The 16,577-nt window shown below is 54.3% G+C and carries 17 protein-coding genes; 4 read left to right on the top strand and 13 right to left on the bottom strand.

The window, feature by feature from the left end:
- Positions 1–45 precede the first annotated feature (45 nt).
- Both Q674_RS33190 and Q674_RS33195 read right to left on the bottom strand, forming a co-directional pair.
- On the bottom strand, positions 46–1,371 hold the full coding sequence (locus tag Q674_RS33190) for an acetyl-CoA hydrolase/transferase family protein (protein WP_023009178.1): 1,326 nt from the start codon (positions 1,369–1,371) through the stop codon (positions 46–48).
- Between the two features lie 3 nt (positions 1,372–1,374).
- The gene (locus Q674_RS33195) at positions 1,375–3,255 is read right to left on the bottom strand and encodes a pyruvate kinase (RefSeq protein ID WP_031210217.1); all 1,881 of its coding nucleotides are present in this window, start codon (positions 3,253–3,255) and stop codon (positions 1,375–1,377) included.
- 464 nt (positions 3,256–3,719) lie between these two features.
- Between Q674_RS33195 and Q674_RS33200 the strand changes: the two genes are divergently transcribed.
- Positions 3,720–4,889 carry a MerR family transcriptional regulator gene (locus tag Q674_RS33200; RefSeq protein WP_022992364.1) on the top strand — a complete coding sequence of 390 codons (1,170 nt, stop codon included), beginning with the start codon at positions 3,720–3,722 and terminating at the stop codon, positions 4,887–4,889.
- A 147-nt stretch (positions 4,890–5,036) separates the two neighbouring features.
- Here Q674_RS33200 and dkgB read toward each other — a convergent pair whose 3' ends face one another.
- From dkgB to Q674_RS33220, 4 genes are read right to left on the bottom strand one after another with little or no spacing between them, the layout of a single operon-like run.
- Positions 5,037–5,846 carry a 2,5-didehydrogluconate reductase DkgB gene (gene dkgB, locus Q674_RS33205; protein WP_023009180.1) on the bottom strand — a complete coding sequence of 270 codons (810 nt, stop codon included), beginning with the start codon at positions 5,844–5,846 and terminating at the stop codon, positions 5,037–5,039.
- 3 nt (positions 5,847–5,849) lie between these two features.
- Positions 5,850–6,842 carry an alcohol dehydrogenase catalytic domain-containing protein gene (locus tag Q674_RS33210; RefSeq protein WP_081698941.1) on the bottom strand — a complete coding sequence of 331 codons (993 nt, stop codon included), beginning with the start codon at positions 6,840–6,842 and terminating at the stop codon, positions 5,850–5,852.
- Positions 6,829–7,749: a TIGR03571 family LLM class oxidoreductase gene (locus Q674_RS33215; protein WP_022992801.1), complete on the bottom strand. Its 921-nt coding sequence runs from the start codon at positions 7,747–7,749 to the stop codon at positions 6,829–6,831. Before Q674_RS33215 ends, Q674_RS33210 begins: the two co-directional genes overlap by 14 nt.
- A 43-nt stretch (positions 7,750–7,792) precedes the next feature.
- Positions 7,793–8,965, bottom strand: coding sequence for an MFS transporter (locus Q674_RS33220; RefSeq protein ID WP_022992802.1), 1,173 nt, complete (start codon positions 8,963–8,965; stop codon positions 7,793–7,795).
- Positions 8,966–9,065: 100 nt separating this feature from the next.
- On the opposite strand from Q674_RS33220, the gene Q674_RS33225 reads away from it, so the two are divergent.
- Together Q674_RS33225 and Q674_RS33230 are read left to right on the top strand one after the other, a co-directional pair.
- Entirely contained in the window at positions 9,066–9,950 is an 885-nt protein-coding gene (locus tag Q674_RS33225; RefSeq protein WP_022992803.1) for a LysR family transcriptional regulator, read from the top strand.
- 374 nt (positions 9,951–10,324) lie between these two features.
- On the top strand, positions 10,325–10,816 hold the full coding sequence (locus Q674_RS33230) for a hypothetical protein (protein WP_011786374.1): 492 nt from the start codon (positions 10,325–10,327) through the stop codon (positions 10,814–10,816).
- 16 nt (positions 10,817–10,832) lie between these two features.
- On the opposite strand, the gene Q674_RS33235 is transcribed toward Q674_RS33230, so the two are convergent.
- The gene (locus tag Q674_RS33235) at positions 10,833–11,738 is read right to left on the bottom strand and encodes a DMT family transporter (protein ID WP_023009181.1); all 906 of its coding nucleotides are present in this window, start codon (positions 11,736–11,738) and stop codon (positions 10,833–10,835) included.
- A gap of 123 nt (positions 11,739–11,861) precedes the next feature.
- Here Q674_RS33235 and Q674_RS33240 point away from each other — a divergent pair, with 123 nt between their 5' ends.
- The gene (locus Q674_RS33240; RefSeq protein ID WP_023009182.1) at positions 11,862–12,791 is read left to right on the top strand and encodes a helix-turn-helix domain-containing protein; all 930 of its coding nucleotides are present in this window, start codon (positions 11,862–11,864) and stop codon (positions 12,789–12,791) included.
- 21 nt (positions 12,792–12,812) lie between these two features.
- Here Q674_RS33240 and mtgA read toward each other — a convergent pair whose 3' ends face one another.
- From mtgA to Q674_RS33270, 6 genes are all read right to left on the bottom strand, one after another.
- Positions 12,813–13,520, bottom strand: coding sequence for a monofunctional biosynthetic peptidoglycan transglycosylase (mtgA, locus tag Q674_RS33245; RefSeq protein WP_023009183.1), 708 nt, complete (start codon positions 13,518–13,520; stop codon positions 12,813–12,815).
- A gap of 11 nt (positions 13,521–13,531) precedes the next feature.
- Complete coding sequence (locus Q674_RS33250; RefSeq protein ID WP_023009184.1) at positions 13,532–14,143, bottom strand: hypothetical protein; 612 nt, start codon at positions 14,141–14,143, stop codon at positions 13,532–13,534.
- Positions 14,140–14,319: a hypothetical protein gene (locus Q674_RS33255; protein ID WP_023009185.1), complete on the bottom strand. Its 180-nt coding sequence runs from the start codon at positions 14,317–14,319 to the stop codon at positions 14,140–14,142. The genes Q674_RS33250 and Q674_RS33255 overlap by 4 nt, the downstream gene beginning before the upstream one ends.
- A gap of 77 nt (positions 14,320–14,396) precedes the next feature.
- Positions 14,397–15,704, bottom strand: coding sequence for an MFS transporter (locus tag Q674_RS33260; protein WP_023009186.1), 1,308 nt, complete (start codon positions 15,702–15,704; stop codon positions 14,397–14,399).
- Between the two features lie 17 nt (positions 15,705–15,721).
- Positions 15,722–16,231 carry a hypothetical protein gene (locus tag Q674_RS33265; RefSeq protein WP_023009187.1) on the bottom strand — a complete coding sequence of 170 codons (510 nt, stop codon included), beginning with the start codon at positions 16,229–16,231 and terminating at the stop codon, positions 15,722–15,724.
- Positions 16,231–16,560, bottom strand: a complete 330-nt coding sequence (locus Q674_RS33270; protein WP_011786381.1) for a DUF883 family protein — start codon at positions 16,558–16,560, stop codon at positions 16,231–16,233. Before Q674_RS33270 ends, Q674_RS33265 begins: the two co-directional genes overlap by 1 nt.
- Positions 16,561–16,577: the final 17 nt, after the last annotated feature.

Consider the following 16,577-nt stretch of genomic DNA (forward strand, 5'->3'; position numbering starts at 1 on the left):
TGGTATTATCCAGCGCTCTGATTTCAGTGGTCCGATCTATAGTGCCTATATCCATCCAAGTGATGTTGCCTCTCGCTCAAGTTGCTCGCGAAATTCGGGGCATGCAAGTTGTATGAGAGCCTTGGCTCTTTGAGGAATAGAAAGGCCTTTGAGGTTAACACAGCCATATTCCGTCACTACGAATTGCACATCATTCCGGGGGTCTGTGACGGCACCGCTGAGTAGACGCGGGACGATACGGCTGACAGAGCCCGATTGAGCGGTTGACCTTAATGCAATGAAAGAGCGGCCGTTTCTTGCGGCGTAAGCACCACGAACAAAATCGAGTTGGCCACCGGTGCCTGAAAAGGGGCGATCGCCAATTTGTTCAGAATTGATCTGGCCAGTCAGATCTATTTCGAGTGCTGAATTTACAGACACCATGTTGTCGTTAAGCCGAATGATGTCTGGATTGTTTACCCAGGACGCAGGGTATCCAACGATAGCAGGGTTATCGTCAAGGAACTCGTAGAGCGCACGGTCTCCGAGAGCGAAGGTGAAAACGTGCTTGTGTTGCATCCATGTCTTGCGTCGACCATTCAAGACCCCAGTCTGAATCAGGGGAACCATTGCCGGGGAAAACAGTTCGCTGTGTAGCCCCAGGTCTTTATGCTGATTCAAGCCTGAAAGCACGGCATTTGGCACCCCGCCCACTCCGATCTGTAAGGTGTCCCCATCGTTAATCCGTTCGATGATCTGCTGCGCAATCTTTCTATCGACCTCTGTGGGCGCCTTGGGGATTGCCTCTACCAGCGGTTGATCGTGCTCAACGATGTGGTCTATTTCTGAAATATGGACGGAACATTCACCAAAGGTTCGAGGCATATACCGGTTGACCTCGACAATGACTTTCCTTGCTTTTCGGATCACCGACGCACCGTAATCAGCGTTGGTGCCGAGGCTGAAATATCCATGGCGATCCATCGGCGATACGGTCACAAAAAAACATTCCGGATCTATGTGCTCTGTCAGCAGGCGGCCGGCCTGGTGAAGCATTGCGGGTACGAATTCAATCCAGTTTGTAGAGTGAGATTGTGCAATGGCAGCCCTGTCTGAATGGCTTAGAAAGAGTGGACGGGGTGTTACGAGATCAATGAGATCTGGAGCTAAAAGAGTTTGCTGAAGATGTTCCGTACCATGCAGATAATAGACGTTTAACGGACCAATCAATCGATCTCTGAGGGCATCTGCAGTGGCTGCCATCAATGCCGGCGGTTGCGCGGCGCTCATTCCGAGAATCAGGTTTCTGCAGCCTGAAATGGTCTCGACCGCTTCATGGGCAGACAACTTCCGTTTTAGATAGCTGGCTAGCAATCCTTCATCGGTATCCACTTGTTACCGTCCGTTCTGGGCCAATCTCAGTGCCCTGAGTAGTGCCCGTTTTTTGGTTTGATGCTGTTCCATGCGCTTGAGAATGCTGTCGAGCACACCAAGCGCTTCGATAACGTGCGGCCCTTTGTTCAGCATGACGCACTCTGCACGGTGCGCCATGACTGCATCTGAAATCTCTGCGCGAGAGGGCATGCCTTTCTGAGCCAGGTTTTCTAGTACTTGAGTCGCCCAGATAACGGGTACATGGGCGGCTTCACACACTGACAATATCTCTTCCTGGACTTCTGCCAGTCGCTCATATCCACACTCAACAGCAAGATCGCCCCTTGCAATCATGACGCCCACCTTGGGTCGGCGCATAGCGGTCAGCAGCATAGAGGGCAAATTCTCAAATCCTCTTCGGGTTTCGATCTTGAGGACGATGCCTAAGTGATCCCCCTTTACCCGGGACAGTGCTTCGTCAAGCAATGTGACGTCATGTGCGGAGTTTACAAATGACATCTGGACGGCATCTGCATGCTTAGCGATGAATGTCAGGTGGCTGATGTCGGTCGGCGTCAGAGAGCTGACGTTAAGCTGGCTATCCGGAAGGTTCATGCCTTTACCGGCTCTAAGTTTGCTGCCTTCTGGACGAGCGTGTTGGATTTTTACCCAGAATCGGTCTGTCTCTACTTTTTCAATGACACCACCAATTTTCCCGTCATCAAACCAGACGCTCTCGCCCGGATGAACTTGAGAAACGACCTCGGGCATCGTGCAGCTTATCGTAGCGGGAGTAACAAGATTTCCCTGGGTGTCTAAATGCTTGGAATGTCCGGCATTCGAGTCGGCCGTAACTACAAGACAATCGCCTTGGCGGAGGACTATAAACCCGGGTTGCTTGGGGACACTGGTAATCTTGGCTGTGATTTTCGGGCGTTGTTTTTCTTTCAGCTGAAGGGGCGTTCCGGGCACTACGTAACAGGTTTTGATGCTCTCAACCCGGCATCCAAAGTCGCTAACTTCAACAACGGTCCATTTCCGGGGCTTGTGGCGTGCATCAAGGAGCCGGATCTCATCAAATCTCTTGAGCTTTTGTAGAAAACTCTTTGGAACACCGAAAACAGTCTGGTTATCGCTAATTTCCGGTGCTGAACTTCCCTCCGGCACCAGCAGTATGCGCGCAGGGAAAACGGTGATTCCGTATTCATTACGTTTGGGGTGTACATGCACAACGTGCGGTCCGGGTTCGATCTCACCCGTGCGTATCTTCGGCCCACCCAAATCCATAAAAACCTGACAACTCTGTCCGAACTCCTCTTTTGCAGTTTGCAGATTATTGATCATCTCCAGCCAGGTTTCTGGGTCATCATGGGCGCAATTTATGCGCATGCAATTCATCCCGGCTTTCAGCAAATCGCGAATGATTGAGGGATCTTGTGCCGATTCCGTTGGCATGGTGACCATGATCCGTACATTTCTAGCTTCGGGCGTGGCCCCAAGTAGTTCTTTCGAATGCTGCAGCAGTAACAGGGGGCCATCCTGAATCGTGATCGTGGAGGTTTCGCCGCAATCTGCTTTTGGTGGCTGTCCGAGTAGTAAGGAAAGTGTGCGGATGATGATGTCTAGTGTCGGCAGTACGCAGGATTCCGAACGACCCAATGAGGAAAATCCAAGCGTAACAAGGCGCTGCTGGAGCAGTCGGATATCCTGTCGGCGCAACGCGAGGTAATGCAGAAGGTTTTCGGCGCTTATACGATAGCCAGAGTCGAGTTCGTTGAGGCTAAATGGGGGGTGGGCAGCTATAGAGCAAAGGCTATCTCGAAGATTGGTGAGATCTTCCAGTAGCTCACCCATGTACTCAATCTCTGATGCAGTGAGGGCTCTCGGAGTTATTTCGTCCATTTCTGGCCTCCCCTGCTGCATGAAGCTTCATGCGCGGAATGTTTTCGATGCGAGGCTGACTAAATTCCATACAGTAATAGAGTCGTCCTGAAATGTGTCAGCGGTGTGACATTTTTGTTTCGGTGGTAACGACGCGGATTAAATTATTACCGAATTCGTGGAAGTGTTACGAAAAATGAGGCGCTTTCGCCATATTTTTATTGTGTAGCCATACGTCAACGACGAAATGCACGGCGCGAATCTGTCTGGAATAGGCGTGGAGGCAGCGAGTGAGCCGGGAGTTATCCCCAAATCCGAATGTTCGCTTTGCGACCAGGGCGTCCTCTGGGGACTCAGCTAAACAAAAGCGAACATTGGCCTGGCTTTCGGGAAATTGTAAGCTGACTCAAAACCACGTTCGTTGTTGACCCGTCTATAACTTCATAGTTTACCTTCTATCTGTAGTAGCAAAGTTGGGGGGTGTCATGTATCGAATCTCAGAGCTGGCTGCACAGCTCAGTCTGTCCCGATCAACTTTGTTGTATTACGAAAGAAAAGGACTAATCACTGGCAAGCGTCAGTCGAACGGATATCGATTTTACGGGGAAAAGGACCTCCAGCGCCTTCGGCTGTTTCAACAGCTACAAGCCGGGGGGCTGAGTCTCCAGGAGTGCAAGGACTGCCTCGATGGCAAGCTCGATAGAGACATGCTGCACCGCCGAATGGTGCAGTTGAATGCTGAGATCGAAGCAAAGCAGAGAGCAAGTCGCCTGCTTTCTGCATTGCTCGGTAAAGGCTCGTTGCGTTCCTGGCATCAGGTAACTGATCGGGTCGCACCCGACGCCTACCTGGATTGGATTAAACAGCAAGGCTTTAGTGAGCGGCAAGCCCTGCATTTGAAATGGTTATCTAAAGATATGAATCAACATGACCAATACATGGCCGACTTTATGGCCGTTTTCCAGGGCCTTGACCGGTGGGGACCAGGTTCTGAAGAAGATACTGTTAAAGCTCTGGCGCTAGTGCCTATCGTACCAACCCAAGTGGTCGATATCGGCTGTGGCAAGGGCCTTGCCACTATCATACTTGCCGAAAAGACTCAGGCTCAGGTCGTGGCCGTAGACAATGAAGCAAGCGCACTGGAGGCGTTGAAACAACGGCTTGTTGAGCAAGGTCTTCAAGACCGAGTGAGAACCGAATGCGCAAGTATGACGGATTTGCCATTCCAGACTGGCAGCTTCGATCTCATCTGGGCAGAAGCGTCGGCCTACGTTATGGGCTTTGAGAAAGCGCTTACAACTTGGAAAAAATTCCTGAAGCCAAAAGGCTGCATCGTGGTGAATGATTTGGTCTGGCTGACAGACACGCCAAGTCAGACCGCCGTGGACTTTTGGCATCAAGAATATCCTGACATGCAGTCAGTTTCTTTACGTGAGCAACAAATCCGGCGGGCGGGATATACGGTAATTGATCATTTTTCCCTGAGCCAGCAGGCATGGGCAAATTATTATGAACCTTTACGCTCACGCCTCAATGAATTGAAGCCTCAGATGGCAGAATCGATGGCACTGAACGACATTGATCGAGAGATTGGAATTATTGACCAGTATCTCGGTGAGTTTGGTTATGAGATGTTCATCTTGCAGGTCGATTAGATAGAACGGCTTGCTCCATCTCGAATGCCCGCTTTCCGGCCGTCCCGCATCCCGCGCGACACCTAAACAAAGGCGGACATGCTCGCTGCTATAGTAATCAGCGACCATGCAAAATTACACGTTCATGGTCGCTGTTCACCACAGATTCTACTGATCCCAGGTAGGAGCAAAGTCCGGATCTGCTATTCGGTGATTGCTATCCAACGTTGCTATTTCAGACATTTCCTTGTCAGATAAAACCAATTCCTTTCCCTTTAGATTCGATGCCAGATGCGCTCGTTTGGTAGATGAGGGAATCGCCACAATATCCCGTTGTCTTAACCAGGCAAGCACCACCTCTGGGATTCTTGCGTTGTGGCTTTCAGCAATTCCGTGCAGGGTCTCGTCTTCCAGAACTTTGCCGACTGCCAATGGCATGAAACCCGTTACCTCAATGCCATTTCGTTGGCAGAACTCGACTACTGCGTCATTCTGTAGGAAAGGATGGACCTCCACCTGGTTCGTCAAAATCTCGTCCTTTCCGGCAATGCCGATAGCACGTCTGATCTGTTCGATGGTGAAGTTGGAGATTCCGATCTCTTTCGCAAGACCCTGTTTCTTGGCTTCGACCAGCTCGACGATGTACTCCTGCATCGGGACTTCCTCATCCGGCGACGGCCAGTGGATCAGCAATAAATCAACGTAGTTTGTCCTCAATTTGGTAAGGCTCTCGCGCACACTGGGAATGAACTTGTCACGTGCCAAGTTTTCGTACCAAACCTTGGTGGTGATGAAGAGCTCCGACCGATCAATGCCGGAGACAGAAAGCAGGTCCCCGATTTCACCTTCATTTTCGTAAATCTGAGCGGTATCAATGTGACGGTAACCCAGATCAAGCGCTTCGGTGACAGCGGATTCCAGGTCGTCGCCTTTCAGGCGGAAGGTGCCAAGGCCGGGGTTTGGAATAGCAGTTGTCATGGGTTACTCCTCATTTGCAAAGTGACGGACGTCGATGACCGTCTTAAGTGGACGATCCTGAGTTGTGAGTTCCTCCAGCGCCTCAGGAAGTGCTGCCATGGCTTCGATGCGCGGCTCCGGTGCTCGCAGGTTTTCATGGGCCACCATGGTGAGAAGGTCTTCTCCGGCTTGGCGGAATTGAGCCCATTGGCGATCAGTGCCAACGCGAAACAGTGCGTTCAGAGCGACTTCGTGCAGAGAGATGGCCTTATCAAACGCTGGCACCGGCGGTGTTTCCAGACGATCCTGAATACAAACCAGGTGGCCATTCGCTTCAATCCAGTCGGCCATCGACGCAGCATGCTGGGCGTTCACGGTGTCAAACACAGCGAAAAACTGGGTTTTAAGCGACTGGGTGTCCCAGGCAATCACGCTTTCGGCTCCCAACTGACGAAGCGTCTTGTGATGGCGGGGCGAAGCCATGGCTGTTACGCGGTAATTCCGCTGCGCGGCCAGCTGAATCAGAAAGCGTCCAACCATGCCCCCAGCTCCTGTAATCAGGACATTGGCTTCCGGTCGACGCGGGACTTTTTCGATCGCCTGCCAGGCGGTCATCAATGGGCAGGGCAGAGAAGCTGCCAGTAACAGCGGCAGGGTGTCCGGAACTTTCAATAGAGCCCTGTTATCGACCACGGTGTGGCTGGCAAAGCTGCCGTCCCGGTACAGATCCTGGTGGTAGGCCACCCTTTGTCCGGGTATAAGACCCTTCACGTTTTCGCCCAATCTGAGCACAGTGCCTGCGCCGTCAACGCCGGGTACGTGACCGATATTCCAATTCGCCGGCCAGTTCCGGATCATTTTCCAATCAACCGGGTTCAGGCCGATGTATTCATTCCGGATGACTACATCTTCCGGGCCTGGGGTCGGTATAGAATTCAGATTCTTCCGTTGAAGGGCGATGGCGGGTCTGTCTTTTCCCACCACGCCCCAAGCTATTGGTCTCTCAGTTTGTTTCATGAAACACTCCCAGAACATCTTGGGCAACGAGTCGTAGTGACTCATCCACCGGCGCCTGATTACGCCGGAAATGAAGTCCAATGTGGTTCACGCCAGCACTCTGCATTTCCTCCAGCTCCCGGATCAGGCCATCCCGCCCGGTTTGAAGGCCGAAGCGATGACGTCTACGCGGCGCCTTGGGATCGTTGAGGTAGTCCAAGTGAATAAAGGACACATATGGCTTGTCACCGGCGACGTTGCGCCACAGGTTGGCGCGATGAACGTGCTCCTCCGGCGTTCCCGGATATGCCAGCCAGCCACTCATATGCTGACCGATCCATTCCGGCGACTGCTGTGATAATCCGGCAGATAACAGCGGGGGTGTTCGAGTATCGGGTAGGATCGCTTGGCCTGGTGACAATCGCGAATCCTGTTTGCCGGTCAAGATCTCCACACTGTGGCGGAAGGCTTGTCCACGATTTTCATAGTCCGCACCAAACAATGGGTATTCCGAGGGACGGTCTCCGCTTGCCACGCCGAGCATCAATCGGTCATGACTCAGTGCCTGAACCGAGGCCGCGGATTTGCGCACGATCCATGGGCTGCGCAGCGGTAGAACGACTGCCGCCGTGCCCAGCAGAATGTTCCGGGTTACTCCCGACAGGAATCCCAGATACACCAGCGGATCGAACACCTGGGCGGCATCGCCGAACGACGGGTCGTATAGGGGAACATCTCGAATCCACAGAGCCCGGAATCCCAGTTCATCGGCCAGTCTGGCCAGCGATTGATGCTCGCTGAGATCCGGCACACCAAAAGGTCGCTTGTCCAGCATCCGTTGGCGCTGGCCTTCCTGAGTCCAATCATTATCCAAGGGCAGTTCAAGGCCAACGGTCAATGGCCCTGAAGTCAACTTTGAAATGGTCATAACAAACCTCTTTGGGCCTCCCTCTCGGGAGGCCTTTCACGTCTTATGCGGTTGCTGTCTGACGGTTGTCCAACGAGGCTGAAAGCCGTGTCAGGAGAAGCGCACTGAGAACGATGACGCCACCGATCCAGGGCGTATTCATCAACCCCATATCTTCGACGACATGGCCGCCAAGCCATGCGCCACCTGCAATGCCGATGTTGAATGCAGCGATGTTCAAGCCGGATGCAACATCGACAGAGTGCGGGGTATAACGCTCGGCCAGTTGCACGACATACACCTGCAATCCAGGCACATTACCGAACGCGAAGGCACCCCAAACCAGTAACGTGATGATGGCTGCGATGGGGTTGTAGGCGCTGAACGTGAGTGCAAACAGGATGACCGCGAGGCCGCCAAAGATGATGTACAGAGCTGAGGTCGGCCCAAGGCGGTCTGCCAACTTGCCTCCCCAGATGTTGCCGGTTGCTACGGATACGCCATAAACCAGCAGCAAGATACTGACGACGCCAGAAGCAAACCCGGTGACATCCTCCAGAATTGGCGTGAGGTAGGTGAATGCCGTGAAGGTGCCGCCATAGCCGACTGCGGTCATTGCGTACACGAGCAGCAGTCTGGGATGGGTAATGACTTCAAGCTGTTGGCGCAGTGTCGCTGGAGCAGATTGCTTCAGGTTTTTGGGCACAAGCAAGGCGCTGCCAACCAGAGCGATTGCGCCAAGTGCAGCCACGGTCAGGAAGGTTGCGCGCCAGCCAAAGGTCTGCCCGATAAACGTGCCTAGAGGAACGCCTGTGACCAGAGCCACAGTCAGACCGGTAAACATGATGGCTATTGCGCTGGCCTCCTTGTCTTTTGAAACAAGACTGGTCGCAATCGTTGAGCCAATCGAAAAGAACACACCGTGGGCGAGCCCCGTCAGGATTCGAGCGGTCATCAGAGAGGCGTAATTCGGGGCCATCCAGGCAAGCACATTACCGATGATGAAAAGACTCATCAGGGACAGCAGAACCCACTTCCGATTCCAGCGTCCTGTGAGTGCAGTAAGGACAGGCGCGCCAACGGCGACACCAAGGGCATACAAGCTGACCAAGAGGCCGGCTGAAGGCAGGGTAACGCCCAGATCTTGGGCGATGGTCGGGACCAGGCCGACAATCACGAATTCGGTGGTCCCGATTGCAAAGGCGCTTAATGTCAGCGCAAATAATGCAATAGGCATAACGGTTCTCCATTGGAGTTGATTGACGCTGCCTAGTGTCCTCTTTCATACTTTTGCGATAAACAACGCTTTTAGAAAAATACTTTTGCGGATATTGAAAATGAAAAGCAGGTCGGATGATCTCTATTTTCTGCTCTCAGTGGTGGACAGTGGCAGCTTCAGTGGCGCAGCGGAGCAGCTGGAGGTGTCCGTGACTCGGGTTTCCCGAGCGGTTACACGGCTAGAGGCGTCCTTAAACACCACACTTTTGAATCGAACGACCCGCAAGGTGGCGCTGACAGAGGAAGGGCATTTGTTTGTAGAAAAGGTGCGGGGTGGTTTGGCCGCGCTTGAGGAAGCTGAGGAGCAGTTAGCTATTCGCAAGCAACGGCCAGCCGGACGGTTAAGAGTGGATGCCGCAAATCCGTTCCTGTTACATCAGATCGTTCCGCACGTGCGCGAATTCAGGGAGGCCTATCCGGACATTGAGCTCGAACTGACGGCCAGTGACCAGATCGTGGATCTCCTGGAACGCCGGATCGACATCGCAATACGGATCGGCCCACTAGATGACTCAACTCTGCACGCCCGGGTACTCGGTCGTTCGCCACTGTCAGTGGTTGCATCACCGGAGTATCTGAAACGTAGAGGTGATTGTGACGCGCCTGCCGACCTCCAAGAACACGACATCATTGGCTTTACCGCTCCTGAGTCGTTGAACATTTGGCATCTGGGCGAGGGAATGAGGATGAGACCAACGATTCGAGCGAGCAGTGGTGAAGCTGTTCGCCAACTTTGCCTGCAAGGCAATGGAATAGCCTATCTCTCTCGTTTCATGATTGCCGAGGATCTCGGGAAGGGAAGCTTGGTGGAAATGCTAGATGATTACGTTGCCCGCCCAAATCCGAGAGAGTTGGTTAACGCGGTTTATTATCGAAACACCACGTTGGCGTCACGTATCCAAGTGTTCCTGGATTTCTTTACTCAGCGTTGGCGAAGTCTTTGAGGGACTGTTCAGCCGAGAAAGTCGACGGGAATCGCTTTCGCTAGGGCATGCCATCTGAATGTTCGCTTTGCGACCTTAGCGTTGACTACGCCTTGAAAGCGGCCAAGTTATGGTTTCAATAACCGCCTCCACAACCAGCGAAACAATGATCAAACAGCAAAGAGTTTTCCCACAGAATCTGTGGATAACTGTGTTGGCAACCCAAGGATAGCCGGTGTGAATGGCGCAACCACAAGGCCTGGCGATGAGCGGAGGTAAAATAATCAACTCGTCCTTTGCTTCAAGGTTACCGCGCTGTGTGCAACCTGTAATCGCAGCCTCGACGAAATATCCGTAGCCTGTCTCATCACATCCACAGGTCACGGTGAAAACGCATGCTCGACAGGTTGAGAAGTATTCCAGTACGCGGTTTGTTCGCCAGGCTGTTCTCCTGGTTGTTTTTCGGATTGGCCTTCGCTCTTGTGGCAGCAACCATCGTCGATGTCTTTGAGCTCCTGAATTCCGATGAGCCCTTGATGCAGGCCATGATTAATGGCGTCAACGGCAGCATTATCGCACTGGCAGTTTACGAACTGGCGATGGTGATCCGCTCGGAATACAGCGGCCGTTCAGAAACTCACGATATAGTGACTATGATGCGCCGCACCCTGCCCCGCTTCATCAGTACCGTTTGCGTGGCCATGTCGCTTGAAGGCCTGATCATGATCATCAAATACAGCCAGCTTGATTTGGCGGGGAATCTCGTTTATCCGGTTGCTATTATTGCGAGTACAGCATTGTTGTTGGCCGCACTGGGTGTGTTTTTAAAAATGGCCCCCAAAGAGATCGGTGCGAACGGGTGCGATGAGTCCTGCACGACAAAGTGAGCCCATAGCAACAGAGTCAGGTCCGTTGCTCGGGAACGCTGGTTGCGCTGACGCTCTGACGCTTGCCGGGACGAAACAACACATAGTTTCCCAATATGGCCAGCAGGGCGCCCAGCATAGCCGGCGTCGTCCACTCGAATCCCTCCAGCCAGGTGGAGACCGAAAGAGCGACAACCGGGAACAGTACCGCGGCATAGCCTGCCTTGTCGGCGCCCAGCACCTGGATGACAGTAATGTAGCAGTAGAACGCCACAATAGAGCCGGGAACGGCAAGGAACACGGTCGCTCCCCAGAATACTGAGGTGGCAGGCAGCATCCACTCTACCCCCTGGATCAGGCACCACAATCCGAGAATAAGTGCTCCATAAACCATTGCCCAGGCATTGGCCGTAAACAACGGAACCCCTGCGGCCCTCACCTTCACGCTCACCAGGTTACCCATGGAAAACCAGAAGGTTCCAGCGACCGCAAACAGTATGCTCGCGCCAGTGGCATTGCCGAGTTGGAGGTCATGCCAGAACAGCAGCGCGACACCGGTCACACCAAGGGCCACGGCGGGGTAGAGCCTCGCTGTCGGTCTGGTTCGCAACCAGAGCCAACCGTTGAACGCGTTGAACAGTGCCGCCAGAGAAAACACGACCGCCAACAACCCACTGGTCATCGATTCGGCGGCCCGATAGATCAGGAGAAAATTCACGCTATATAGCGTCAGCCCTTGCAAAAAAAGCCAGCCATGCTGGCCAGGCGTCAACCTGCTCAGCCGCCGGGTAACGGCAAGAACCGCAAGTGCAACCACAGAAGCCATCACAAAGCGATAGAACACTGCCAAATCCACAGACGCAGATTCGACCTGCAGTCGAATCGCCGTCCAGGTCAGACCCCATATCAATACAGTCAGTCCATAATGGGCACTAATGGGCATGATTCAGAGGCTCCCAGTTAAATGGCAAGTTCGGGCGTCAGGTGGTCAGATTATGGAAACGAACGCGCGATAGCTTGTCAGATCCTGCGGAACCGTGGATGATTCTTGCGGAGGCCTTGCATTATGGACAACCCAACGACAACAAACCCGTCACCGCTGCAAGACAGACGGGGGCAGCTGGACATTGCCGACAGCCTTCGCACGGCGGGCGTTGCGCCGCAGCGAATGATGAACCTGGAGCATGGAAAAACCCTCGCCCAATGGCAGAACCGTCAGGGGGAGGTTCGCTACGAGCGCCCTCGTCATCACGCCCTGAGCATCTACATTGACAAGGGCCAGCAAGCCCAGCGGATGGTCAACGGAAAGGCGGTCAGCCGCGGCTTTCCCGGCGCCGTGTGCCTGTTTCCTGCGGGCAGCCGCTCCATCTGGCAAATCGGCGGACAATTCGAGTTTTTCCATTTCTATTTCAATGATGTCGATGTCGCGCGATGTGCCAGTCAAACCTGGGATTCCGACCCGGATAAGATTCAACTGAACGAGTGCTACCACCGTGAGGATCCGATCCTGGCCCAGGCAGGCAAACTCCTGGTGCTGAGTGACTGGCAGGCACCCGGCCAGGCAATGGCGATGGATCACCTGGCACAGTGGCTCCTGCTACAGGTGGTCAGCCGACACGCCAGCGTCGCCAAAGCACCTCCCGCAGTTACCGGGCAACTGTCCCATCAGTACCGGCGACTGTTACAGGAGCAGATTCATGCGGAACTGGACCAGCCTCTCACACTGTCGGAAATGGCCGGCTGGGTGAACCTCAGCCCCTACCATTTCGCAAGACTGTTCCGGGCCACGTTTGGCTGCGCCCCCTACCAATATGTACAGGAACAACGGCTCATCCGGGCACGCGATCATCTGCGACAATCAACCACAAAAATCACCGCCATCGCTCTCGCCTGCGGCTTCAACGACGCCAGCCAGTTCAGTCGGGCATTCAAAGCCCGGTTTGGTATGACACCCTCCCAGTGCCGGAGCGAGGCCCACTCATCAAAGAGCCGGTGAACCTTCAACAACGGTTTGGCATTACCTGCCAGCGTTGATTTCGGCGAGATACCCCGCCCTCGATAGCCGAGCCATCTGCCCCTCAATCCAGGCCACTCGTTCCTGAACGTAAGACGTGGGCGAAAGCACGCTCAACACGTTCGGGTTAGGAAGGACTGCAGCGAGATGTGCAGCCTGGAGTGGCGACAGCACGCCCGCCGGAATTCGGTAGTAGGCGCGGCTGGCTGCCTGTACACCGTAGATGCCCGGTCCGAATTCTGCGATGTTCAGATAGACTTCAAGAATCCGCTGTTTAGGCCAGATCGCATCAATTGCCAGTGCCAGACCCGCCTCGATGGCTTTTCGGACAAAGCTTCGATCATTCCAGAGAAACAGATTCTTGGCCGTTTGCTGCGTGATGGTACTGGCACCTCGCAAGCCCTCTCCAGCCTGATATTCAGAGACCGCCTTATGAACAGCCTTGAAATCAACCCCGTGGTGCTCCGGAAATCGCTGGTCTTCACTGGCGATCACCGCCAGCGCCATCCATTCGGATACCTCAGATATTGGCACCCATTCGTGCTGCAAAGGCTCGCGGGCATCACCCATCTGATAACCCAGCATGAAGGCCGAGGTCGGAGGGTTCACGAACCTGAACAGCAGGATAATTGAAAACATCAGCACCAGTGCGGCTACAACTACCCAGAACATCAGCCGCAGTGAGTTTCTAGCAAAAGAGGCCTTGGCCATAACCTGATTAATTACCTCGCCGGGATAAACTGTCCATAGCCCATTCCACGGCCAAATGACGGCGAGAATTGCTCGTCGTCGACCGCCAGCCGTCCGTTGATCAGAACCGTTTTTACAATGCCGGGATTGCGATTGACCAAACGCTGCAGATCAAAGTTTTCCATCTCGCCCCAGTGCACCTGCTCAAGGTCCTGATTGAACCCCGCCGGATCAATAACCACAACATCGGCGCGGTCCCTTTCACGAATCTTGCCCGCATCCACACCGAACCAGTCGGCCTGATCTCCCGTCAACCGATGTACGGCCTGCTCCGTGGTCATGATGGGGTCTCCGTCATTGATAGACTCATGAACGAGCTTGAGCATGCGCAGTGGCAGGTTGTAGAACGCCATATTCCGAATATGGGCGCCGGCATCACTGAAGGTAATCAGCGACCGGGGGTCTTTCACCAGGCGTTTGAGTACCTGTTTTCGATGGTTTCCGACGGTGGTGTACCAACGAATATTCCTGCCGAACTCCACCACCAGATCCAGGAACAGATCGACGACATGCACACCACGGGCCCTGGCCACCTCTTCGAAATTCTTGCCGATCAGGGCTGCATCCGGGCAGTCGATAATCATGGCATCACCCAAAGCCCGGAGGCATCGATCACGCGCTCGGCATCGTCATCAGCAATCGGATCGGCCGTCACACGGACAACCCAGCCATCCTTGATAGCAAGGTTGCGGGTAAACGAGAGTGCCCCGGTGCCGTCGAAATAGCGGCCGCCCTTGATGATGAAGTCATATCTGGCCATAGCAAAACGCCCCTTAGGATCTTGTTGTTGTGGGATGGCTATGAATCAGAATAGCCGAAGCTGGGGCAGATACCGTGTCAGTCCTCCGCTTTTCGGGCCTCAGTCGCAGGCACTTTCAGCATCAACACAAACCCGATCAGCAGGAACAGCAAGATCGTACTCATGCCCCAACGCTGGCTATCGGTAACCGACGTCACCCAACCCACCAGCAACGGGCCGGCAAACGCGGTTGCCTTCCCGGAAAAGGCGAACAGGCCGAACATCTGAGTCTGCAGATGCGGCGGGGCCACACGGGCCAGATGAGAACGACTGGCCGATTGCAGCGGCCCAACGAAAATGCCCAGAATCATGCCCCATATCCAGAACGCGGTGGCCCCACCCACCACCAGAATCGCGAACGCACTGCAGCCCAGGCCCACCAGCGACAGCAGGATGGTGTTGCGGCCGCCCAGGGCATCATCAATCCAGGCAAAGCCCAGCGCGCCCAGCCCGGCAGTGACGTTCAGGGCAATGGCGAACTGCAGCACTTCCGTGGGACTCATGTTGAACGTGCCGGCAGCATAGACGCCACCGAAGGTAAAAATTGTCGCCAGGCCATCGGTGTACAGCATCCTCGCAACCAGAAACCGTACGATGTCCCGGTATTGCCGTACATGAGCAATGGATTGTTTCAGTTGGGCCAGTCCAGCCCGCGTCGCCGCCCCCAGACTCAAACCGGTTGACGGACGATCCGGGATAAAAAAGAACGCCGGCAAGGCAAATACCAGATACCACCCGGCCACCAGAACAAAGGTTGCCCGCACGTGCTCTGCGGCGTCTCGATCAAGGTTAAAGAACGTGCCGTCCGCTTCGATAAAGCCGTAGAGCGCCACCACCAGACTGGCGATACCGCCCACATAACCCAGTCCCCAGGCCCAGCCAGACCACCGTCCGGTACGCTCCGGCCGAGCCAGATCCGGCAACATCGAGTTATAGAAGATGAAAGCGAACTCAGCCCCGAGTGTACCCAACCCCACCCACAGAGCGGCCGTCCAGAACTGACTCTGATCCGGCGTCACCGTCCACAACATGGCCGACGAAATCACACACAGGAGTGTAAAACTGATCAACCAGGGTTTGCGCCGGCCTGACTGATCGGCAACAGCACCGAGAATTGGAGCAAGTATGGCAATCACCACCCCGGCTATACCAACGATGTTGCCCCATGCCCGCGTGCCGGCCACTTCATCCTGAATCACCGAGACGCTGAAGTACTGAGCGAAGACAAAAGTAAGAATGATCGTAAAGAAGGCACTATTTGCCCAGTCGTAGAGCGCCCAAGACCAGAGGGCGCGTTTATTCTCCGGCGCACCAGGTAGGCTTGACTGTAATGGTGATGGCGGCATGTCTTGCTCTTGGTCTGTTACTGCGTTGTTTCCGACTGGCTATCGGAAGGTTGTGAGCCAGACTTATGCTCGTGCTTGGCAGCACGTTCAGCTTCGGCTTCCTTCATCAAAACCATACCGCCCTGAAGCAACAGAGACTTCAACCGGGGATCTCCCTGTTCGGCGATGCCCAGCACAAAAGCAATAGACGCCGATTCCAGAGGGTTCTTTCGAATCAGGTTCCTTAAAGATTCTACCGGCGATGACATGCCTGAACTTTCGCCGGAATCGGCCTGTCCGTGAGACCTGGCCGGCCGTGTCATACGATAGAAAAAAAGCACTAACAGGAGAATGCAGAAAAAGCCCGTCACGGCCATAGCACCGGCTTCACCCAGCACAGGAGCCAGGGCCAGCGTGGCGGCGTTGACGAGCATGTAAAAACCGGTAATGAGCAGGGCCACCAGCAAAACCAGCGCCAGCAGTAAACCCAGAACTGCCGCGACTACCTTGCGCAGCGCGCCCTGCAACCAGGCCGAGTCAGGCATCATCAGCGATCCAACAAGCGACCCACCAACAACCCGGCCAGAAACATAAGAACGATACTGAGGAAGGGACGCTCCTCAATTTTGTGTTCCACGTTTTCCACCGCTTTGCCGCTGACATCCTTTGCGCGATCAAGGGCTTCATCGCCCCGCCGCTTTACCTGGTCAAACGCTTCCCGGCTTTCGCGGCGTATCTCGTCTCGGAGATGACTGATGTTGTTCTTCTGGCCTTCAGCGACACTTCTGGTCAGCTTGGCCATATCTTCCTGAAGACGGCGCAGATCCTCACGGACCTGTTCGTACTCATTTTGTTGACCGGATTTCGCTTCCATCATCTTGCCTCCTTATCAGT

This window comes from Marinobacter sp. EVN1 (genome assembly GCF_000475375.1).
GTDB lineage: Bacteria > Pseudomonadota > Gammaproteobacteria > Pseudomonadales > Oleiphilaceae > Marinobacter > Marinobacter nauticus.